This is a genomic window from Shewanella sp. Isolate8 (assembly GCF_022398495.1).
Lineage (GTDB): Bacteria > Pseudomonadota > Gammaproteobacteria > Enterobacterales > Shewanellaceae > Shewanella > Shewanella aquimarina.
This window is the reverse complement of the sequence record NZ_JAKEVI010000005.1, coordinates 78322-99800: the sequence shown is the minus strand read 5'-3', so window position 1 is coordinate 99800 and position 21479 is coordinate 78322. Positions and strand designations below refer to the sequence as shown.

General features: G+C 54.7%; 14 protein-coding genes, 1 pseudogene and 1 riboswitch. Of the genes and pseudogenes, 8 read left to right on the top strand and 7 right to left on the bottom strand.

Annotated elements, in window-relative coordinates; genetic code table 11:
- Positions 1–281 precede the first annotated feature (281 nt).
- A complete protein-coding gene (gene ftnA / locus L1D43_RS18240; protein WP_041509641.1) occupies positions 282–806 on the top strand; it encodes a non-heme ferritin in 525 nt (174 codons plus the stop codon).
- A gap of 174 nt (positions 807–980) precedes the next feature.
- Here the strand turns inward: ftnA and L1D43_RS18235 are convergent, their stop codons facing one another.
- Positions 981–4184 carry an EAL domain-containing protein gene (locus L1D43_RS18235; RefSeq protein WP_239853878.1) on the bottom strand — a complete coding sequence of 1068 codons (3204 nt, stop codon included), beginning with the start codon at positions 4182–4184 and terminating at the stop codon, positions 981–983.
- Positions 4185–4553: 369 nt separating this feature from the next.
- Positions 4554–5207, bottom strand: coding sequence for a 3,4-dihydroxy-2-butanone-4-phosphate synthase (ribB, locus tag L1D43_RS18230; RefSeq protein ID WP_239853877.1), 654 nt, complete (start codon positions 5205–5207; stop codon positions 4554–4556).
- Positions 5208–5367: 160 nt separating this feature from the next.
- Positions 5368–5569, bottom strand: a riboswitch (FMN riboswitch).
- Positions 5570–5708: 139 nt separating this feature from the next.
- Between ribB and L1D43_RS18225 the strand changes: the two genes are divergently transcribed.
- From L1D43_RS18225 to L1D43_RS18210, 4 genes and pseudogenes are all read left to right on the top strand, one after another.
- On the top strand, positions 5709–7766 hold the full coding sequence (locus L1D43_RS18225; protein WP_239853876.1) for a S9 family peptidase: 2058 nt from the start codon (positions 5709–5711) through the stop codon (positions 7764–7766).
- Between the two features lie 31 nt (positions 7767–7797).
- Positions 7798–8061, top strand: a pseudogene (locus tag L1D43_RS18220) (GIY-YIG nuclease family protein); the annotation flags it as partial.
- 162 nt (positions 8062–8223) lie between these two features.
- Positions 8224–9060 (top strand): phosphatase PAP2 family protein, encoded by an 837-nt coding sequence (locus tag L1D43_RS18215; RefSeq protein ID WP_239853875.1) that lies wholly within the window; start codon positions 8224–8226, stop codon positions 9058–9060.
- Between the two features lie 75 nt (positions 9061–9135).
- Positions 9136–9957: a phosphatase PAP2 family protein gene (locus L1D43_RS18210; protein WP_239853874.1), complete on the top strand. Its 822-nt coding sequence runs from the start codon at positions 9136–9138 to the stop codon at positions 9955–9957.
- Positions 9958–10046: 89 nt separating this feature from the next.
- Here the strand turns inward: L1D43_RS18210 and L1D43_RS18205 are convergent, their stop codons facing one another.
- Complete coding sequence (locus L1D43_RS18205) at positions 10047–10817, bottom strand: hypothetical protein (RefSeq protein WP_239853873.1); 771 nt, start codon at positions 10815–10817, stop codon at positions 10047–10049.
- Positions 10818–11032: 215 nt separating this feature from the next.
- Between L1D43_RS18205 and L1D43_RS18200 the strand changes: the two genes are divergently transcribed.
- The gene (locus L1D43_RS18200) at positions 11033–11833 is read left to right on the top strand and encodes a class I SAM-dependent methyltransferase (protein ID WP_239853872.1); all 801 of its coding nucleotides are present in this window, start codon (positions 11033–11035) and stop codon (positions 11831–11833) included.
- 76 nt (positions 11834–11909) lie between these two features.
- Here L1D43_RS18200 and L1D43_RS18195 read toward each other — a convergent pair whose 3' ends face one another.
- From L1D43_RS18195 to L1D43_RS18185, 3 genes are all read right to left on the bottom strand, one after another.
- Positions 11910–13694, bottom strand: coding sequence for a M14 family metallopeptidase (locus tag L1D43_RS18195; RefSeq protein WP_239853957.1), 1785 nt, complete (start codon positions 13692–13694; stop codon positions 11910–11912).
- 177 nt (positions 13695–13871) lie between these two features.
- Positions 13872–17021 (bottom strand): efflux RND transporter permease subunit, encoded by a 3150-nt coding sequence (locus L1D43_RS18190; RefSeq protein ID WP_239853870.1) that lies wholly within the window; start codon positions 17019–17021, stop codon positions 13872–13874.
- A 9-nt stretch (positions 17022–17030) separates the two neighbouring features.
- Positions 17031–18191 carry an efflux RND transporter periplasmic adaptor subunit gene (locus L1D43_RS18185; RefSeq protein WP_041509633.1) on the bottom strand — a complete coding sequence of 387 codons (1161 nt, stop codon included), beginning with the start codon at positions 18189–18191 and terminating at the stop codon, positions 17031–17033.
- A 424-nt stretch (positions 18192–18615) separates the two neighbouring features.
- On the opposite strand from L1D43_RS18185, the gene L1D43_RS18180 reads away from it, so the two are divergent.
- A complete protein-coding gene (locus L1D43_RS18180) occupies positions 18616–19371 on the top strand; it encodes a TorF family putative porin (RefSeq protein WP_239853869.1) in 756 nt (251 codons plus the stop codon).
- A 249-nt stretch (positions 19372–19620) separates the two neighbouring features.
- Here the strand turns inward: L1D43_RS18180 and L1D43_RS18175 are convergent, their stop codons facing one another.
- Complete coding sequence (locus tag L1D43_RS18175; RefSeq protein ID WP_239853868.1) at positions 19621–20310, bottom strand: DNA-3-methyladenine glycosylase I; 690 nt, start codon at positions 20308–20310, stop codon at positions 19621–19623.
- 216 nt (positions 20311–20526) lie between these two features.
- Between L1D43_RS18175 and L1D43_RS18170 the strand changes: the two genes are divergently transcribed.
- Complete coding sequence (locus tag L1D43_RS18170) at positions 20527–21432, top strand: LysR family transcriptional regulator (protein ID WP_239853867.1); 906 nt, start codon at positions 20527–20529, stop codon at positions 21430–21432.
- The last annotated feature ends 47 nt before the right edge of the window (positions 21433–21479 follow it).

Below are 21479 nucleotides of genomic sequence, written 5' to 3'. Positions count from 1 at the left end.
ATTGAGTTAAGTAAAGATGGTTGCAATTCGCCGGGGGGTTAAACACAATAAAAAGGGCCTGTACCTTTCCTGTTTGTTTTTGCCGCAGTTTGAGGGTAATTGATACAAGGCAGAGCCTGAATCCTGTCGTTATTCAACACAAACTGGCGATAGCGCAGCAGAAATGGCCTAAAAACGCTGCCCAAAGGGTTCATCTAAACCCGTTTAGATCGAACAAAAACTGAACCTGAAAGATAAACAGGCCCTAAGCAATTAGAAATGACCCAATTAAGGAAGTAACTATGCTGGCACAAACGATGATAGATCAGTTGAACGCGCAAATTAATGTGGAGTTCTTCTCCTCTAACCTCTACCTACAGATGAGCGCCTGGTGTGAAGACAAGGGCTTTGAGGGTGCCGCGAAATTTATGCGTGCTCACGCCGACGAAGAGATGCAGCACATGCATCGTCTATTTACCTATGTCAGCGAAACCGGTGGCATGCCGCTGCTGGGGGCGATCGAGGCGCCTCAATCACAGTTCGAATCGCTGCTTGCCCTGTTTGAATACACCTATGAGCATGAGCAGATGATCACAAGCAAGATCAACGCCCTGGCTCACACCGCCTTTACCAATCAGGACTACTCGACCTTCAACTTCCTGCAATGGTATGTGTCTGAGCAGCACGAAGAGGAGAAGCTGTTCAAGTCTATCGTCGATAAGATCCGTCTGGTAGGCGAAGATGGCAAGGCGCTATTCTTCGTCGATAAAGATCTGGCACAGATGGCTCAGCAGGAGTCTGCCAGCGTGATGACAGTCGGCGAATAAGCCCGATGCGGGGCATAACGCCCCGCCTTCAACTCCCCCACAGGCCTCAACCCACAGGACTCACCCCACAGAGCTGAACCAATAGCCTCACCCCAAAGTCGCTCGCCTAATTTGGTGAAGATGACGCTTACCTGTAGTCACGAGTAAATAGCTGCCGCTCACAAACCTAAATGATTACTGCAGAGAAGTCGGTCTCACCCGAACGATGCGCTGCAGCAAGGGCTCGAGCTCGCTCACAGGCATAGGCTTAGCAACAAGATAACCCTGCACGAAATCACAACCTAATCCCTGTAGGAAGCTACGTTGAGGCTCACTCTCCACCCCTTCGGCCACCAGGCGCATATCCAGACTCTGTCCCATGGTGATGATCGCCTTGATCAGGTTGGCATCTGCCCTGTCTTCCAGCATGTTGTCGACGAAGCTCTTGTCTATCTTGATCACTGAGATGGGGAACTGCTTTAAATAGCTCAAAGAAGAGTAGCCGGTGCCAAAATCATCCAGATAGATCTCGACCCCCAGATGGCGAATCGCCGTCAGCGCCGCGAGGGATAGCTCGGTATCGGCCATCAGCATCGATTCGGTGATCTCTATATGGATATATTGAGGCGCCACATCATACTTCTGCAGCAGGCCGTTGAGCATACAGGCGAAATGGCTTGGGTCACCATGGGCCAGCTGGCGGCCAGAGACGTTGATCGCCATGTTGATCATAATCCCCTGGTTATGCCATTGACGCAGATCCCGCAGCGCCTGCTGGATCACCCACTCTCCGATAGGCTCGATCAGCCCAGTCTCCTCGGCGATGGGAATAAATTCATCGGGGGGGACCAAGCCCCGCTGCGGATGACGCCAACGCAGCAGGGCCTCGAGGGCTATGCCTTCACCGCTGCTGGTATCGACAATCGGCTGATAATGCAGGCAAAACTCATGTTGCAACACGGCGCTTCGCAGCGACTGCTCCAGAGTGATACGTGCCAACATGTTGTTGTTCATATCGGGCGAGAAGTAACCGAAGCAGTTGCGGCCATCTTGTTTTGCCTGATACATGGCTGTCTCGGCATTACGGGTCAGCACCTCGACACTGGTGCCGTTGCTGGGGTAGCAGCTGATACCGACGCTGGCGGAGATCAGCAACTCGTTGCGATTGATGCCGAAGGGCGATGACAGGTGCTGCAATATCTGCTTCGCCCGCAGCTCTATCTCGCCCTGATGTTTGGTGTGCCCCATAACCACCACAAACTCATCGCCGCTAAGCCGCGCCACGAAATCGTGCTGTTCCAACAGGGCTTCCAGCCTAGCCGCCGCCACCTGCAACAGCTCGTCACCCACAGCATGGCCATAGATGTCATTGATGTACTTAAATCTGTCCAGATCGATGAAGAGCACGGCCACCGAGCAACAACGTTGCTCCGCCAGCTGCAGCATCTGCGACAGACGCGAGGTATAGAGCTGACGATTAGGCAGGTTGGTCAGGGCATCATAGTTGGACTTGTACCAGATATCCTGTTCGTACTTCTTACGATTGCTGATATCCAGGAAGAGGCCGATATGCTGTACCACCCGTCCCTTGTCATCCTTAACCACGGTAATGGCTAGGTATTCGGGATAGATCTGGCCATTCTTACGCTTGTTCCAGATCTCCCCCTGCCACTTGCCGTACTGCTTGAGCGACTGCCACATCTGCTCGTAGAAGTGATGAGGCTGCTGATGAGAATTAAGGATCGCCGGGCTGCGTCCCTTGACCTCCGCCAGGGTATAGCCGGTGATCTGGGTAAAGGCGGGGTTCACCGCCTCGATCAGGTTCTCCTTGTCGGTGACCACTATCCCTTCGGCGCAGTATTCAAACACTGCCGAGGCCAGGGAGAGTTCACGGTTGGCCTTCTGGCGCTCGCTCAACATGGCGTTGAGGGCCATCGCCATCTTGGCGACCTCGTCTCGCCCATCCACCGGCACTGACAGCTGCAGCTGAGTATTCTGGGCCATGCGCTGCATCAGAGAGGCTATGGTACCGATGCGGGTCACCAGGTTGTTGACTATGAGGCGACCCAAGACGATCAAGAACAGAAAGTTGCACATGGCAGCCATGATACCGAGCACCAAATAACCCAGCGCCTCACGCCCCTGCCGTTCCACCAACAAGGCAATATTGCCACTCAAGATCAGGCTGGCCTGATTCATCTGGCTCAAGGACTCACTGGCCAAGGCCCACCAGGCTTCGCTGGTCACCGCAGGGGGTTGATGCTGTAACAGTGACAGCGCCTCCAGCATAGGCTGCTCTTCCCTGACTAGCGGCAAGGGCCCGGTATTGCCTGACAACTTATGCTGGCGCTGAGCGTATATCGCCTCACGATATTGCGACACGGCGTTAGCAATTTGCTCTAACGCCTTACGCTGTACCGATGTCACATAGGGTAACCCCTGTGCCTGACGCAGCGATTCCTGTATCGCCTGACGATCCTCTTCGAACAGCGTAATATTGGACGCCTCGCCTCCGAGCAGGTAATCCTGAAAGTGATCGATCAGGCCACCATACCCCAACCTTTCCCGGATTCGATTGGCGAGCAGAATCAGGTTCACCTGCCCCCTCACCCGCTCCTTCATCAGAGCCAACTCCTGGGTCGCTTCATTGTCCAGGGTCTCCTGGATAAGCACGAGATCCGCCATGGAGGTCGTGGACAACAGCTCATGGAAGGCATCATTCAGCTCATTTTCCATCGAATAGCCAGCAAGATAGGACTGATAATCCAGGCTATCGGCCGACAGCAGCCGGTTCAGCAAGTCTCTATCCTTGCCCGCAAGCTCCTGCAATTTAAGCATATGGATGAGATCGTTATAGGCCTTGGCGAGCAGGGTATTTTGCACCTGAGACTGGATCTGGGAGATGAGCACCAGGAGGTGCTGGGTAAACTCGCTGTAGAAGCTGAAACTGCCACTCTCCTTGAGCCTATCGACATCCTGACGCACCTCCTCCAGCCGCGCGGCGAGACTATGAATGGTATCGACACTCTGTTGCAGGTTGACGCTGGGTCTATCTATCTCGCTCAGGGAAAGATGCAAGTTGGCAATATTGGGAGCATCGAGTAGCTCCTGAAACGCCTTTTCAGTCTGACGCCGCTGGGTCTGCAGCCGCCGTTCAAATCGCTCCCCCTTGCTGGCAATAAAACCGGCCGACAGGCCGCGTTCGTTCTGCAGGGCATAAATGAGCTTCTGGGTCTGCTCTGTGATCATCACCCCAAGGGCATTACGTTGAGCCGTCTGCTGCCGCTCGATCAGATCGAACATGCGCAAGCTGCCGAAGATCAGCAGCAACAACATGGGGATAGTCGCCAGCAAGATTAATTTCTGGCTCAAACTATACCGGTTCAGCATAGATGACATCTAAAGCGCTCCTTGCTCGACAATCACAAAAGCAGACACGAGGGAATTAGGGTCTGAGAGTAGTAACATAGCCTAAGGCCCGGCGTCACACCTATTTAACCAAAGTCTAATCTAGGTCACGAAATTGACGGATCTATGGCGCAATATCCAATAAGCCTTTATTTTTTATTAACATTTAAATTGGTAGGAAGATTTGGTGAGAACGACTTTGGGCTCCAGCTAACTAGGCTGGCACAGGTTTTGACAAACCAGAAGACGGTTAACAGGGAGATTTTTGCGTCCTATTAATAAACAAAGAGCCAACATATGACTCTTTGTTCACCATAGATACTCAATAGAGTCCACAAATGTGAACCGACGAGCATTGAATTAGCTCGCCTGTTCGAGTAGCGACTTACGATAGCAGACGATATCTTCGATGGTCAGCACAGGCATCTTATGCTGCTCGCCGAAGGCGATGATCTCAGGCAGACGGGCCATGGTGCCATCGACATTGGTCACTTCACACAACACACCGGCCGGCTTAAGCCCGGCCAGTTTCATCAGATCGATCGTACCCTCGGTGTGGCCGCGACGCGTCAATACGCCACCAGGCTGTGCCCGTAGTGGGTAGACATGGCCAGGACGCGCCAGATCGCTCGGCTTGGCATCATCGGCAATGGCGGTCTTGATGGTCGTCACGCGATCGGCCGCCGACACCCCTGTGGTTACCCCCACCTTGGCCTCGATGCTCACGGTAAAGGCGGTGCCATACTGGCTGGAGTTGTCTGCCACCATGGGCGGGAGATCCAGCTGTTTCACGCGCTCGTCAGTGAGACAGAGACAGACGATGCCGCTGCATTCACGGATCAACAGTGCCATCTGCGCCTGGGTCAGGTGTTCTGCGCTATAAATAAGATCCCCTTCGTTTTCACGATCTTCATCGTCGACCACCAGCACGCCTTGACCGGCCCTTAGCGCGGCTAAGGCAGCTTCGACACGAGTGATGGCATCACCAAAGGGAGAAAGTAGAGACTGATTCATGGTTAAATCCTTAGTAAGACTAATAAAATGGTTTTTCCAGAATCAGGGCATACAGAAAATGGCGCGCCTTGAGATAAATTTATCTCGGCTCGCCGAATAAGAGGTGTGCAGGCACGAGAAAAGCAGAGGCTTGGCCTCATCTTCTCGCAGTCACGCTATCTTATATTCTCTTTCATCCGGACTTAGCGCACTAGGTGCTCATTACCGTCGGCTCTGGAATAAATGGCTTGGCGCGCACTTCACCAGATCTGCTGACCCTAGTTGCAAACTAATACCTAGATGCAAATAGGCGCTCGCGGGCTGACAACCCGAATGGATTGATCACCGCCGGTGGGGAGTCTCACCCCGCCCTGAGAATGTACTCTCCGTCGATGGAAAGCGTGGCTATGGTGCGCCTAAATCCATCAAAGTACAAGCGTCAGGGGTGACAAATATAAGCCAGATCACCTAAGCTCTTGCTCCAGCACCCGCTCACTTTCGATTCAGAATAAGGTCAGTCCTATGTCAGGGATAACTCCTCCTATCGCCCGCAAACAGCCTCATGTACTCAAGCACCATGGCGATGAGCGTATCGATGACTACTATTGGCTTAGGGACGATGACCGTCAGTCCCCCGAGGTACTGGCACACCTAGCGGCGGAAAACCGCTACCATAAGGCCTGCTTCGCCCCCTTCGAGTCGTTGCAACAGACACTGTTTCAGGAGCTGGTTGGCCGTGTGGACAAGGATGAATCCAGCGTCCCCTATCGCTGGCATGGGCATTGGTACTATAAGCGCTACCGGGGAGAAGACGAGTACCCCCTGTTTGGCCGTAAGCGAGCGTTAGAGGGCGAAGAGCAGCTGCTGTTAGATGCCAACGAGCGCGCCGAGGGTAAGGAGTTTTATAGCCTGGGCGGCTTGAGCGTCAGCCCAGATGAAACCCTGCTGGCGATCAGTGAAGACACCCTGAGTCGCCGCATCTATACCATCCGCATCAAACGACTCGACCAAGAGAGCTGGCTCGAGGACAGCCTAACCGACACAGACGGCGAAATCGTCTGGGCCAACGACAACAAACACCTCTTCTATATCGCCAAGGATCCGCAAACCCTGCTGGGCGACCGCGTCTATTGCCACCGTTTGGGCGATCCCCAGGCTAATGACCGTCTGGTTTATCAGGAAACAGACGACAGCTTCTATCTGTCGATCGGCAAGAGCCTGGATGAGTCGCGTATCCTGCTCACTCACGAGAGCACACTCACCAGCGAGGTCTCTGTGTTGGATGCCCAGCAGGCCGAGGGACACTTTAAGCCGCTGCTGCCGCGGGAGACGGGCCACGAATATTCGGTGGCCAAGCGGGGCGATGAGTATTACATACTGACCAATTGGCAGGCGGTAAATTTTCGGCTGATGAAGGCCCCCGAATCGAGCTTCGCCGACAAGCACAGCTGGCAGGAGATACTCCCGGCAGACGAGTCGCAGCGCCTGGAAGATCTCCTGGTACTGAAAGACTATCTGGTGGTGCAGTATCGCCAGCAGGGACTGAGCCAGATCCTTATACTGCCCGACAACGCCCCGGCCTATGAACTCAGCTTCGACGATGCCGCCTACGTGGTGGGGCTGGATGTCAATCCGACCCAGGACAGCCATTATCTGCGTATCTACTATGCCAGCCCATCGACGCCGGAATCTATCTACCAGGTAGATCTCACCCAGGCAACGCCGAGGCAACTGCTGAAACAGGAACGGGTGCTCGGCAACTTCGATAGCCAGCACTACCAGACCGAGCGACTGTTCATCGACGCCCGAGATGGCGCCAAGGTGCCCGTAACCCTGGTCTATCGTAAGGACAGATTCCGCCAGGATGGCAGCAACCCCTTATATCAATATGGCTATGGCGCCTACGGCTACACCATAGAGCCCGACTTCGACAGTGCCATCATTAGCCTGCTGGATCGCGGCGTCGTCTATGCCGTCGCCCACATTCGCGGCGGTGAGATGCTGGGCCGCCCCTGGTACGATGCCGGTCGCCTGATGCAGAAACAGAACAGTTTCAATGACTTTATCGACGTCACCCAGGCCCTGGTGAAGCTAGGTTACTGCGCCCGGGATAAGGTGGTCGCCAGTGGCGGCAGTGCCGGTGGCCTGCTGATGGGTGCGGTGATCAATCAGGCACCGCAGCATTATCTCGCCGTGGCGGCGCACGTTCCCTTCGTCGATGTGGTCACCACCATGCTGGACGAATCCCTGCCCCTCACCACCAACGAATATGACGAGTGGGGTAACCCAAATCAGGCCGAGGCCTACCGCTACATGTTGAGCTACTCCCCCTACGACAACATCTGCCGCCAGGCCTACCCACACCTGCTGGTCACCACTGGCCTGCATGACTCTCAGGTACAGTATTTCGAGCCCGCCAAGTGGGTGGCTAAACTCAGAGAGCTCAAACAAGATGACCATCTATTACTGTTTCATATCGACATGGAGGCAGGTCACGGCGGTAAGAGCGGCCGTTATCGCCACTATGAAGATACGGCCGAAGAGTATGCCTTCTTCCTCGGCCTGTTAGGGCTGGCCTAAGATGACACAAGAAGCTATGAACACAGGGCCTTGGAGCCTCTACATGATCCGCTGCGCCAACGGCCACCTCTACACGGGGATTACCACAGATATCGATCGCCGCTTCAAGGAGCATAGTGACAATGGCCCCAAGACCGCCAAGTATCTCAGGGGCAAGGGGCCGCTGACCCTGGTCTATCGTGAGCGGGTCGGTAGCCGCTCGGCAGCCCTGAAGCGGGAGATCGCAGTGAAAAGGCTCACAAAAGCACAAAAAGTTGCGCTAATACACTTTGATTCAAATGATGAAAACCCGTAGAAAATGCAAGGGAAAGCAGCTGTAAATCATAGGCTAAAGCCAGAACAAACCAGAGCGACTCGGCCCAACAAGATGTAAACCCAGGTTTTACATCGGGTTAAACGCCTTTACTTACCCATAACAAACCACTATCGTAGGCGGGCGCGTTTATGTGGAAAGACTATGAATTTACAACAACAAGCAAAGGCGATGGGAATGCCTGCGCAAGACAAGTACCAGGGACGCGGCTTTATTGGGTTACTCTTGTTTCTACTTTGTCTACACCTCTTAGTGTTAGACGCCTCGAACAATCTATCCCTATTTAGATTCTTTAACGGCATTGCGGCCTACGCACCCGCCGATCTCCTCCTGCTGATCACAGATCTCGGCAATGGCGTCACCCTTGGGGTGATCACTCTCTGCTGCCTGGTGAAACGTCCGGAGCTTCTGCTCAGGGTCGTCATCGCCAGCGTGCTGTCGCTGATCATAGTGCCCCTGCTGAAGCAGACCTTCGACGCTCCTCGTCCGGCCGTGTTGCTGGAGACGCTCAATATTGTCGGCGAGATCCGCCTCAAACACAGTTTCCCTTCAGGCCATACCGCCACCGCCTTCCTGTTTGCCGGCACCCTCTTCTTCGCCTTTAGGCAGACGCAGATCAAATGCCTGGCAATCGGCTTCGCCAGCCTGGTGGGACTGTCGCGTATCGTCGTCGGTGCACACTGGCCACAGGATGTGATCATGGGCGCCTTCGTCGGCCTCTTCTGCGCCTACGCAGCGGCCCATTGCCCTCTAGTCAAGCTAAGCCAGTTACACAAGGCGCTGATCATGGCCTTCCTCTGGTTTGTACTCGTGATATGCGAACTGGATAAGAGTTTCGATAAAGATCTTATCTGGCCGATACTCATGCTCAGGTGGGGCCTGATCACCACTGCCGCTATGTTGATCTGGCGCGAATATGGTGCCATGTATCGCACCAAGGCGTTGGCAGGCATTGCAAGGTTAACCACCCAAAAGGCGTAAGACTTTCACCAAGGTTCACGCTTTCTTCACACTTGGGAGCCTACACTGGAGACTCCTAAGATGAAGAGGTGTGCCATGTTCAGATTAACCCAGGCTCAGAATGCCAGGGAAACCTCCCTGACGATGACCACAGATCGCAGCCGCTATGGCGTCCTGCTACTGCTGGTCAGCATGCTCCTGCTCCTCTGCCTGAATCAGGTTCTCAACCTTGACCTCTTTCATGCCATCAACGGCCTCTCGCCCAAGGTGCCGCAGTGGCTACAGCTCGCAATTACAGATCTCGGCCACGGCAGCACACTGGGCACTATCGTACTCATCTGCCTGCTGCGTCGCCCCGAGCTGATGCCGCGAGTGCTGACCGCCAGCCTGCTGTCGATGATTTTAGTCCCCCTGCTGAAACAGTATTTCGATGCCCCCAGACCGGCGGCGGCCCTGGATTTTCTCTATATCGTCGGCGAGACACGCCTGCACCACAGCTTTCCCTCGGGTCACAGCACCAGCGCCTTCCTGTTTGCCGGCACCTTACTCATGGTCATGCGAGATAAGAAGAGCAAGTGGGCGTTGCTGATGGGGGCTGGCATGGTGGCGCTATCACGCATCTTGGTGGGTGCCCACTGGCCGGTAGACGTGCTGGCTGGCGCCTTATTGGGACTAAGTTGCGCCTACGTTGCCTCCTATATCCCCTTGGTGCGTATGTCGCCTAAGCGTTGGGGAATAATGGCAGGCGTATTGCTGATCACCCTGCTGACATGCCAATACAAGGAAACCTCTTCGCAGATGGCCTGGCAGATCATCGGTCTGCGCTGGGGACTCCTGCTGCTTGCCAGCATCTTGGTGATCCGCCAATATCTGCAAGCTCGCCAGCCTTTAGCACCCCGTAAGCTAGCCAGAGCCTGACCCCAGGTTTCAGGTTTAAAGGGTGGGCATCGGCTAATCCCTAGGTTCGTGCGACCCCGAGATTAGCCTCTGCGCCGGGAAGTCCTGGCTTAGTCTATGCTGACCTGACCCTGAATCTTGTCGAAGCTGAGGCTGCCTGAGCCTGCGTCTATGATGTGAAGCCCTTGGGTGTCCACTACACTAATGCCACCTGAGCCATCGTCTATGGTGACCTTACCTTTGATCCCTCTAACCTCTATGGCACCCGAGCCGTCGTCGATCTCCACATCTCCTTTTACCGATGCGATAGTCAGGCTGCCTGAGCCATCCTTAACCTGAATATCACCCGCCACATTGGTGAGCGAGATGCTGCCCGAGCCGTCGTCTATGGTGAGCTTGTTCCCGCCATCTATCTCTATGGCGCCGGAGCCATCTTCAATCTGCATGTCAGCCTGCACGCCGCGGATCACTATGCTGCCCGAACCATCGTGAATATCCAACATCATGTCGGCAGGCACCTTCACCATAAGATCTATGTAGGGCGACTGACCATTTGAGAAGCTCATGCGATGAAAGCTATCGAAGTTGGCCACCAGCTTGGCCTTGCTGCCGCTGCGGGTAAGTGTCAACTCGGGCTCGGCGCCATCATAACCATAGATGTCGGCGTCTAGGGTGATCTGCTCAACCGAGGCATCACCCACTATCTTCAGGTTACCAGCGCCCGTATCGGCGACCAGGGTATCTAGCGATTGGGCCTCCAGGGTCAGTTGAGTCTGCTTGTGATAATCGAAGTTGTCCCTACCCGCACTATTCACATTCACAATGCATCCAGTGAGTCCGAGTACCAGGGCGGTCACCATAGTAATTGCGCGAGCCAACATAAAAACCTTCCTTATTCTTTATTAGAGTCATTCGTCACGCCTCGAAGTGGCGTCTTAGATAGCCCAACTAAGCAGATAGCATGCCAACAAGTTATCTTATTGTTTTTAATGTGTTATTGTTATGTTTGCGCGATTTGAGGATGGTGACATCACCACCTGGTTCGTGGGATTAGTTACTATTTAGTGAAATACTTCATCAACTTATGAGGCGCCCAGTGGATTACTTAACCCTAAATCGAACGGCCTGGAATCACAGAACCTTAGAGCACCTAGAATCCAGCTTCTACGATGTCGAAGGCTTTCTCGCCGGTAACAGCTCCTTGCAGGAGATAGAGTTGGCAGCGCTTGAGGTGGAAGGGAAAAGCCTGCTACATCTGCAGTGTCATTTCGGTCTGGACACCCTCTCCCTGGCACGCCTAGGCGCCGAGGTGACCGGAGTCGATCTGTCCGATACCGCCATTCATCACGCCCAACAGCTGGCTAAGGCCTGCGGACTCGAGGCCAATTTCATCTGTAGCGATGTTTATCAGGCTGGTGCTCAACTGCAACAGCAATTCGATATGGTCTACACCTCCTATGGCGCCCTCTGCTGGCTGCCAGATCTACGGCGTTGGGCCGAGCTGGTCCATCAGTCGCTGCTACCGGGAGGCCAGTTTTATATGGTGGAGTTTCATCCCGTGCAGGCGATGATGGAGGGTTACAGCTACTTCGCCCAGCAGGAGGGCGATGTTGAGGAAGAAGGCACCTACACGGAAAATGCCAGCGACACCAAACACACCATGGTGACCTGGCCTCACTCGTTGGCCGACGTGATAGGGGCGCTCATCCAAGCCGGGCTCAGGATAGATGCGATTGAGGAGTTTCCTTTCAGTCCCTACGACGCCTTCGACAATCTGGTGACAGGTGAGAGCCTGGGACTGACCAGCGACAGGCCCAGATATTATCAGCTGCATCAGGGCAAGCCGATCCCTATGGTCTACAGCCTGTCGGCCAGCAAGCCAAAGGCACTGGAGTAACGCCTCGTTAGTCAGACCCGAATAGACAGGCCCGAATAAACAGGCATAAAAAAGCAGGCCAGGCCTGCTTTTTGGTTTAATCCCTTAGCACGGGATAGACACCGTACAGCTTGTCGTAATAGGGACTGCGCTCATAGAACCAGCGCAGTCTCGCCTCGGCATCCTTGGCAAACTCAGGATCCCTAAGCGCGGCCTCAAACTCGGCCGCCAGGGCAGGATCTTCTTCGAGCATCTTGGCCGCCAGCGGCTCTACCGCATAGTGCTCGATATATTCGGTGCGGGTAAAGATGGGATTGAAGAAGCCCCACTGCAGCAGCGAATCGGGCGACTGCGGCTCCAACAGGAGAATCGCCAGATCGCCGAGCGGCTGATGAGTGCTGATCTTCACAGTGCCCGCCGGCAGCACCACCTTAGTCTTATGGCTGGACACAGGGGCGGAGACCCGCTGACGCCCCTCGTAATCCTTGGCATCAAAGGCCGGCTCACCGAATCGATATTGGGTCAGGGTGAGTGTCTTGGCCTGCTCCAGGCGCGTCATGCGGATACCGTGAATACTCAGGCGCTCGATCACCTCCTGCCACTGGGGTGGAATATAGTAAGCCTTGGGGCGATTCACCTTGATGTCGGCACGGGTCTTACCCTTCACGGGCAGGTTCTCATACAGCTTGGGCTCACCGGTCCAGCGCACCACTGTCTCGCCGCTGATGGGGCTCTGCTCCAGGCGATAGTCTATCCCCTTGAAGTCCCAGCCCTTTGGCTGAGTCTCCGATTGCCAGGTGAGTGTGATACGGTCGCTATAGCGATAGCTGTCCTGCTTGATGGCGCTACGCAGCGCCGTGCCCTGCTCGCCTAGCACCTCTAGGGTCGAGGTCAGCATCACATAGGTGCCCAGAACCCGCTGCTTAAAAGGCTTGAGGCTGTGATTCTCGATCAATATGGTCGGCAGATGGCGCGCGTCACCATAGCCGTTCGAGTAGCGTGGACTGGCGTTCCACAAGGACAAGCCCTGGCTCAAATCACGATTGTCAAGGGCGAAGACCAGGGGGCCGGGCACATGCCCCTGGGCTCTTAGCGTCTGTTCCACTCGAGGACGATACTTATCATTGAGCCAGCGATAACTGGCGGGGCTCAGGCCCTGGGCCAGGTTATAGCCGAAGGTGACGTCATACTGATAATCGATGCCGTCGGTGACATGCACATCGATATAGAGATCCGGCTGCCAACGATTAATCGCCGCCAACATATGCTGCATCTCCAAGGTATCGGCCTTGGCATAGTCACGATTAAGGTTGAGGTTATTGGCCGTGGTGCGCCAGCCCATCTCCACCGGGCCACGCTGGTTAACCCTGTTAAACTGGCCGCTGCGCTCGTGGGCATCGACGTTGAAGATAGGCACAAAGAGTAGGTTCGCACCGGTTAACAGCGCCTGCTTGTCTCCCATGACCATGTCGCGTAGCAGCATCATGCCCGCATCCTTGCCATCTATCTCGCCCGAGTGGATCCCCGCCTGCACCAGCAGGGTCGGCTTGCCGTTGGCCTGAAGTTCATCGGGCGTCGCACCGCCCTCCTCGCTCGCCACTATCATCCAGATATCCCGCCCCTGAGGACTCTTACCCAAAGAAATCTTGCGGAGCTTGTCGCTGGTGGCGAGCAGCTTATCCAGCCAGGCGAAGGTGTCATCATAGCTAGGGCTGGACTTGAGGCCGCCCTGCTCGAAGGGCGTCGCCCAAGGATCATCTGCCGCGCGCAGCAAGGCCTCGCTGGCGCCTTGCCAGGTGATGCTCGGCGGCAAGATGGCATCGTTAATGTAAGTCTTATTTATCGAGATTTGGGCCGGTTGAGGGCCGCCAGTCTCCGCCATGGCGGAGCTGCCAAGGGCGGCGAAACAGAGGAGCGTAGCGCGAGAATATAGGGACATCTTAGGTTACCTAACGGCTTATTATTAGCCGATTATCTTTCAATAAATAGCCTGCAAGTGCAATATGTTAGACAATAAAAAGCCCGGTTATTACCGGGCTTTTTGACGAAATGGCTAGGCCTACTCTTGAGGCGTCGACTCGACGGGCTGAGACGCCGCCCCCTTCTTCTCGCGCTTGCTGAAGATACGCTCGACGATCACGAAGAAGATAGGGATAAAGAAGATCCCCAGGAAGGTCGAACTCATCATGCCGCCCAATACGCCGGTACCGATAGCGTTCTGACTGCCCGAACCTACGCCCGAGCTGATGGCCAGTGGCACAACACCCAGACCGAAGGCCAGCGAGGTCATCAGGATAGGACGCAGACGCACACGCACCGCGTGAAGTGTCGCCTCAACCAGACCCGCGCCCTTCTCGTAGAACTCTTTGGCGAATTCGACGATCAGGATGGCGTTCTTGGTCGCCAGACCTACGGTAGTCAACAGACCCACCTGGAAGAACACGTCGTTAGGCAGGCCGCGACCATTCATCGCCAGCAAGGCACCTATGATCCCCAGTGGTACCACCAGAATCACCGCGAACGGCACAGACCAGCTCTCATACAGGGCCGCCAGTACCAGGAAGACCACCATGATAGACAGGGCATACAGCGCCGGCGCCTGGTTACCCGAGAGACGTTCCTCGTATGACAGGCCGTTCCACTCGACGCCGAATCCTGGCGGTAGCTTGGCCACCATGGCCTCGATGTCGGCCATGGCCGCACCCGTACTATAGCCTTGGGCCGTACCACCCTGGATGTTCATCGCTGGCAGACCGTTGAAACGCTCTAGACGCGGCGAACCATATTCCCAGGTACCTGTGGCGAAGGCCGAGAAAGGCACCATCTCACCCTGGCTGTTACGCACATACCAGGTATCGAGGTCTTCCGGCTGCATACGGTACTGGGCATCACCCTGTACATAGACCTTCTTCACACGACCACGGTCGATGAAGTCGTTCACATAGCTACCACCCCAGGCAGTACCCAGCACGCTGTTGACCGCGTCGATATCGATACTCAGGGCGCGAAGCTTAGCGTGATCGATATGGATGCGATACATAGGCGCATCTTCCTGACCATTTGGACGCACGCCCACCAGGTTAGGGTTCTGCGCCGCCATACCCAGCAGCATGTTGCGCGCCTCGAGCAGCTTCTCATGGCCTTGGCCATTTCTGTCTTGTAGATAGAAATCGAAACCGTTTGCCGTACCCAACTCGATCACCGCGGGGGGCACGAAGGCAAACACGAAGGCTTCCTTCATCTGCATGAACATGCCCATGGCACGTCCGGCAACCGACTTAACGTCTTGACCCGGGCCGGTACGCTCAGACCAGTCTTTCATGCCCACGAAGGCCAGACCCATGTTTTGACCACTACCGGCGAAACTGAAGCCAGATACGCTAAATACCGACTTAACGCTGTCACCCGTCTCGTTGAGATAGAAGTCGGAGATCTTGCTCATCACCTTCTTGGTGCTCTCTTGAGTCGAGTTGGTCGGCAGGATCGCCTGGGTAAACAAGATACCCTGGTCTTCGTCCGGCAAGAAGGCGGTTGGCATACGCATGAAGATCCAGCCTACGGCTACGGTTAGCGCCAGGTAGATCAACATGACGCGTCCGGCGCGCTTGATCATAGCCGCCACGCTGGCCTCATAACGCGAGGTCATCTTGTCGAAGCTACGGTTAAACCAACCAAAGAAGCCGGTCTCGACCGCATGATGCCCCTTGGCAATCGGCTTCAGCATGGTGGCACACAGGGCCGGTGTCAGGATGATCGCCACCAGCACAGAAAGCGCCATGGCCGATACGATAGTCACGGAGAACTGACGATAGATAACCCCGGTCGAGCCCGACATAAACGCCATAGGCACGAATACCGCCGACAGGGTCAGACCGATACCCACCAGGGCGCCGGTGATCTGATCCATCGACTTCTTAGTGGCTTCTATCGGGCTCAGTCCCTCTTCCGACATCACACGTTCGACGTTCTCCACCACAACGATGGCGTCGTCCACCAACAGACCGATGGCCAGTACCATGGCGAACATGGTCAGGGTGTTGATCGAGAAACCGGTCGCCGACAGGATGGCGAAGGTACCCAGCAAGACCACAGGCACCGCGATCGTCGGGATCAGGGTCGCACGGAAGTTCTGCAAGAAGAGATACATGATGACAAACACCAGTACCACGGCTTCCAGTAGGGTATGCACTACGCCCTCGATCGATTTCTCGACGAAGGGAGTGGTGTCATAGGGATAAACCACTTCCAGCCCTTGCGGGAAGAAGGGCTGCATCTCGTCGACCTTCTCACGCACGCGCTCGGCGGTCGCCAGGGCGTTAGCCCCCGTAGCCAGCTTGATCGCCAGACCGGCAGCCGGACGACCGTTGTAGAAGGACTCTACCGAATAACTTTCCGAGCCCAGCTCGACGCGAGCCACATCTTCCAGGTAAACCTTGGCACCCGAAGGATCTGACTTGATGATGATTTTTCTGAACTCTTCCGCCGTCTGTAGACGACTCTGCGCCGTTACCGTGGCGTTAAGTTCCTGGCCCGCGATAGATGGCGCACCACCCAACTGACCCGCAGACACCTGAGCATTCTGCTCACGAATCGAGGCCATGATGTCCAGGCTGGTGAGGTTGTATTGCGTCAGCTTGAGGGGATCTAGCCATATACGCATGGCATATTGAGCACCGAACAGCTGGATCTCACCCACACCGGGCACACGACTCATGGGGTCTAAGATGTTAGAGCCCACATAGTCGGAGATATCATTCTTACCGAGCGAACCATCCTGGGACACGAAGCCCAATACCATCAAGAAACCCGAGCTGGATTTGTTGACCTTAACCCCTTGTGCCTGCACCTCTTGCGGTAGCAGAGGCATCGCCAGCTGCAGCTTGTTCTGCACCTGGACCTGGGCGATGTCTGGATCGGCCTCGGCGTTAAACGTCAGGGTGATCTGCGCGTTACCGAAGCTGTCACTGGTGGACGAGATGTAACGCAGATGGTCGATACCCGTCATGCGCTGCTCGATCACCTGGGTAACCGTATCTTCCATGGTCTTGGCAGACGCGCCCGGATAGATGGCGCTAATCACCACGGTCGGCGGCGCAATACTCGGGTACTGCGACACGGGAAGCTTCATGATAGATAGCACCCCGGCCAACATAACAATAATTGCAATCACCCAGGCAAAGATAGGGCGATCGATGAAAAAACGAGCCATAACTTTACCTTACTTCTGTGGTTGCTTGTCTGATTGCATCTCGCTGAGCGGCTTACCCACTACCGGGGCGCCTGGACGTATCTTCTGTAAACCCTCGACGATCAGCTGATCGCCGGCCTTCAGGCCACTGGTGATGCGCCACTGGTGATCGATCACCTCGGCTGTGGTCACCACTCTCGACTCAACCTTGCCCTCGCCGCCAATCACCATGGCTACGGCCTGGCCCTTGGTATTACGGGTGACCGCCTTCTGTGGCACCAGAATCGCCTTAGGATCTGTACCTGCGTTCAACACGGCGCGCACATACATGCCAGGCAGCAAGACGCCATCCGGGTTAGGGAATTCGGCCCTTAGGGTTACCGAGCCGGTGTTTTCATCCACGCTCACCTCGGCGAATCTGAGAGAACCCATATGTTCATACTCTGTGCCATCTTCCAGGATCAGACGCACATCGGCATTGTCGGCCGCCTGAAGTTGTCCCTGCTTAAGCTTGGCCTTGAGGCGCAGTAGCTGGGCGCTAGACTGGGCGATATCGACATTAATCGGATCTAGCTGCTGAATCGTCGCCAGGGCATCGCTCTGATTCGCGGTGACCAGGGCCCCCGCGGTCACAGACGACTTACCGATACGGCCTGAGATAGGCGCCTTCACCTGGGTGTATTCCAGGTTAATCTTAGCGGTATTGATCGCCGCCTTAGCCACGGTCACGTTAGCCAGTGCCTCTTTATAGAGGGCGTCGGCCTCGTCGAAATCTTGTTGGCTGATGGCATCGGTCTTGATTAGGGCCTTATATCTGGCCGCCTTGGCCTTGGCCGAGACGAGGCTGGCATTGGCACGGGCCAGATCGGCCTCGGCACTGACCAGCGCCGCCTTATAGGTCGACGAATCGATCTGATAGAGAGATTGACCCTCGGTCACCTCACCACCCTCGACGAAGCCGCGCTCTGTAATGATTCCCGTAACCTGAGGACGCACCTCGGCTTCAAGGTAGGCCTTGCTGCGACCCGGTAGCTCAACCTGAATAGCCTGGGACTGTTCGACAACCTGAACCACCCCAACCTCCATGCTTTGTGGAGCTGCCGCCGAATGACCTGGGTTCTCGTCCTGGCCACAACCTGTTATCCATAACGCCACACTAACTAACGAGGCAATTTTTACTATTTGCCGCATGAGAACTCCTGATCAAAGCCGCAACAAAAAATCCCCATGCACGATCGAGGCGCTATGGGATATCTAATGTGAGCAAAATTAAAAAAAGATTTAGAAACTATTTATCTCACACCTAGCTTAGTGCAACAAGAACAAGTAGGCGGAGATATTGTAAGTTAATGCAAATTTTTATTTTTAATCATGTTTTCTTGTTAAGAAACAGTTAAAGATTGCAACTTTTGGCTCAGTTTTAGCGTTTTTTGTGTCTAAATAGTGATCTTCGTCATTCGAACATGATGAAAACTAACACCATATTAAACATGAGGTTAAATCAAAGTTGTTCATAATTGTTCACATCTTTATTTGATCAGTTCATCTGTGCCAACAAGGCCATTCACAACTTGGACTTATAGTCGCCTCATCAGCCAAACAACAGCTAGATGAGATGAAGATGATGAAGACCTTAACTCAGTTAAAATGTTCGATACTCCTTGGCAGCCTGTTAGCCGCTGGCGGCGTCATGGCCGAGCCGCAAAGCACACAAGTGTTAGGTGGCAATATCACAGGCAAGCTGACCTTTGCCTCAGACTATGTCTTTCGTGGTGAGTCAGAGACCATGGATGGCGATGTCCCTGTTGTGCAAGGCACGCTGGGATGGGGAAATGATCAAGGTTGGTACGGCGGTGTTTACGCTTCAAACATCAAGTTTGCCGATCCTAACCTGGAAATCGTCACGGCACCCTACATAGGTAAGGCTGGCACCTTCGGCGATTCAGGCATTACCTATGATGTCATGCTCTTCTCCTATCTCTACCCTGGCGCCTCATACTCTAACTACACAGAGTTATGGCTCAAGGTAGGCAAACAGTTTGGCCAGGCCAACCTGCAACTAGAGGTTACACCCACCGTCGATGACTGGTTTGGCGTGGACGGCTGGCAAGGCGTCAACTATGCCATCCATCCAAGCTATCAGTTTGAAAATGGCATTAGCCTCTCGGGCAGCGTAGGTTATCAGGATCTCGATGGTAATGGCGCCGAGGGTTGGGGCCACTGGAACCTTGGGGTAAGTAAGACTTTCGCGGGCCTCAGTTTTGATCTCAGATACCACGGCAGCACAGTGGATGAGAGCCATAAGGTGTACGGCACACAGACCAAGATTTTTGATGACCGAGTCGTTATCGGCGTCAGCAAGAGTTTCTAAGCACTCGCAGTTTCCAATCTCTGCACGTTTTGCCAGCCCTCGGGCTGGCTTTTTTGTATATGGATGTGCTTATGGATTTATACATGGCCAAAAATGTTCCTGACATTTTTTGGCATTTCCTTCATCCATGAAGGTCAGTGAGCATAGAGGGGATATGTACAAGGCCAAAAATGTTTCCCACATTTTCTGGTATTCCTCCCTTCCATGGGGTCAGTTCGTTATCCCCTAAGTACAGGGATGAGCACTTAGTTATATCCTGTTGTCGCCCACGCCACAGGCGAGAATACGGCTGATCTCTGCCAGGGAGCGACCCGATTGAGCCTGCCAATCGTTGAAGGTTTCCTGCACCTGAGCCAAGCCCCGCTTCGAGGTAAAACCGGCGTCGATCAGCTTATGGACCTGAAAATACCCCTTGATATCCTCGGTCAGCAGAAAGGTGTCCTTGCCTATGGTACGCAGAAAATAGGGGCCGGTATTGCCACCCAGTCGGCAGCCCAGGCGTTTCAGCTCGGCCCAGAGTCCAACGATATTCTCGCTGGGCCAGTCGGCAATAAACTTGGCAAAGCTGCCGTGGGCGAGCTTAATATCATGCACCATCAGAGCGTTGTCATAGATCGCCATGGTCTTTTTCAGATGACGTATTAGCTCGGGGTCGCTGGCACGCTGCTGAATCTGCTCCGGCGACAACATCAAGATCTTATGGGGCTCGAAATTGAAGAAGGCCGCCTCATAGGCGGGCCACTTGTTGTCGACGATGCGCCATACAAACCCAGATTGAAACACCTTCTTACTCAACTCAGACAGCAACTCGGCATCCGAGTATTGAGCGATCTTCGCCTGAGGTAGCCCCTCTGGCAGACGGGCAGCCAGGCCCTCTTCTCCGCCTTTGCGCTCACAGGCGCGCTGATAAATGCTGTCGAATGATTCTAATCGCGCCATACTGTTGGCCGCTCCTTAAATACTTTTTGCCCCCTGATTACGTGTCTCACCTTGCCATAGATCACCCACCTGCAGACTCGCCATCACGCTCAGACTTTGACTTATTGGTTATCATCAACAATAAATAACCCATATATTGGGCTATTCTTACAACATTAGTAAACAATAACCAGAGATAATTGCTATCGGCTTGCCCTAAAGCTGGTGAGGTTAATTATGGACGCATCACAACTCTACCGCATGTTGGTCTTTGCCAGCGTGGTCGAACAGGGCTCGCTAACCCGCGCCGCCGAATCACTAAACATTAGCCGCTCTATGGTGAGTCAGCACCTGAAGAAGCTGGAACACAGGTGTCAGTCGCGCCTGTTAAACAGAACCACCCGCAGTCTGTCTCTGACCCAGGAGGGTCAATCCTTTTACCGCTACTGCGCCGAGTTGCTCAAACTCGCCAAACAGGCGGAGACCTCCCTAAAGCCCAGCGATGCCGAGCTACAAGGCAGCATCACGCTTGCCGTTCCGCAAGCCCTAGGCTATGAGGTCATCGCCCCCATCATCAAGGCGTTTCATCGAGATTACCCTAAGGTGCATCTCTCCTTGCTGATACAGGACAGACAACTGGATCTGGGCGACCACCAGATCGACGTGGCAATTCAGATAGGCGCCGCCAGTCAGCCCTGCGTTAACGAGACCAAGCTGGGCCGCTTCGATGAGTTACTGGTCGCCAGCCCGGAATACCTGGCCCACCATGGTGCGCCATTGCACCCGGACAATCTCAACCATCATCATTGGATAGGCCTAGCCGGCGACAGGCTCCCCAGGCACTGGCAGTTTGAAAACAGCGAGGGGGAGCGCATCCGCCTGCAGCTCACCCCCTTCTTCAACTGCAACAGCCTACAGGGTACCCTGAGCCTGGTGTGCCAGGGGCTGGGCGTGGCTCTACTGCCCGTTCCCTTGATAAACCAGCACCTTGCCAGTGGGCAGCTGGTGCATCTGCTACCCGACTATCACCTGGGACGCGGCGCCCTCTACCTGGTGCATCCCTACCTTGAGGTGATCCCACCCAGAGTCAGGGCGCTGATCGAGTTGCTGACCACCCGCCTGACGCCGCACACAACGGCATAAGGCAAGGTAAAAAGCAGGCCAGATGCGGGATTTCGGACTAAGATTAG

Coding starts and splice junctions, on each gene's coding strand:
- L1D43_RS18190 (WP_239853870.1), bottom strand. CDS start 17,021: ATGGCTCGTTTTTTCATCGATCGCCCTATCTTTGCCTGGGTGATTGCA.
- L1D43_RS18185 (WP_041509633.1), bottom strand. CDS start 18,191: ATGCGGCAAATAGTAAAAATTGCCTCGTTAGTTAGTGTGGCGTTATGG.
- L1D43_RS18180 (WP_239853869.1), top strand. CDS start 18,616: ATGAAGATGATGAAGACCTTAACTCAGTTAAAATGTTCGATACTCCTT.
- L1D43_RS18195 (WP_239853957.1), bottom strand. CDS start 13,694: ATGGCGGAGACTGGCGGCCCTCAACCGGCCCAAATCTCGATAAATAAG.
- L1D43_RS18205 (WP_239853873.1), bottom strand. CDS start 10,817: ATGTTGGCTCGCGCAATTACTATGGTGACCGCCCTGGTACTCGGACTC.
- ftnA (WP_041509641.1), top strand. CDS start 282: ATGCTGGCACAAACGATGATAGATCAGTTGAACGCGCAAATTAATGTG.
- L1D43_RS18175 (WP_239853868.1), bottom strand. CDS start 20,310: ATGGCGCGATTAGAATCATTCGACAGCATTTATCAGCGCGCCTGTGAG.
- L1D43_RS18235 (WP_239853878.1), bottom strand. CDS start 4,184: ATGTCATCTATGCTGAACCGGTATAGTTTGAGCCAGAAATTAATCTTG.
- L1D43_RS18225 (WP_239853876.1), top strand. CDS start 5,709: ATGTCAGGGATAACTCCTCCTATCGCCCGCAAACAGCCTCATGTACTC.
- ribB (WP_239853877.1), bottom strand. CDS start 5,207: ATGAATCAGTCTCTACTTTCTCCCTTTGGTGATGCCATCACTCGTGTC.
- L1D43_RS18210 (WP_239853874.1), top strand. CDS start 9,136: ATGTTCAGATTAACCCAGGCTCAGAATGCCAGGGAAACCTCCCTGACG.
- L1D43_RS18215 (WP_239853875.1), top strand. CDS start 8,224: ATGAATTTACAACAACAAGCAAAGGCGATGGGAATGCCTGCGCAAGAC.
- L1D43_RS18170 (WP_239853867.1), top strand. CDS start 20,527: ATGGACGCATCACAACTCTACCGCATGTTGGTCTTTGCCAGCGTGGTC.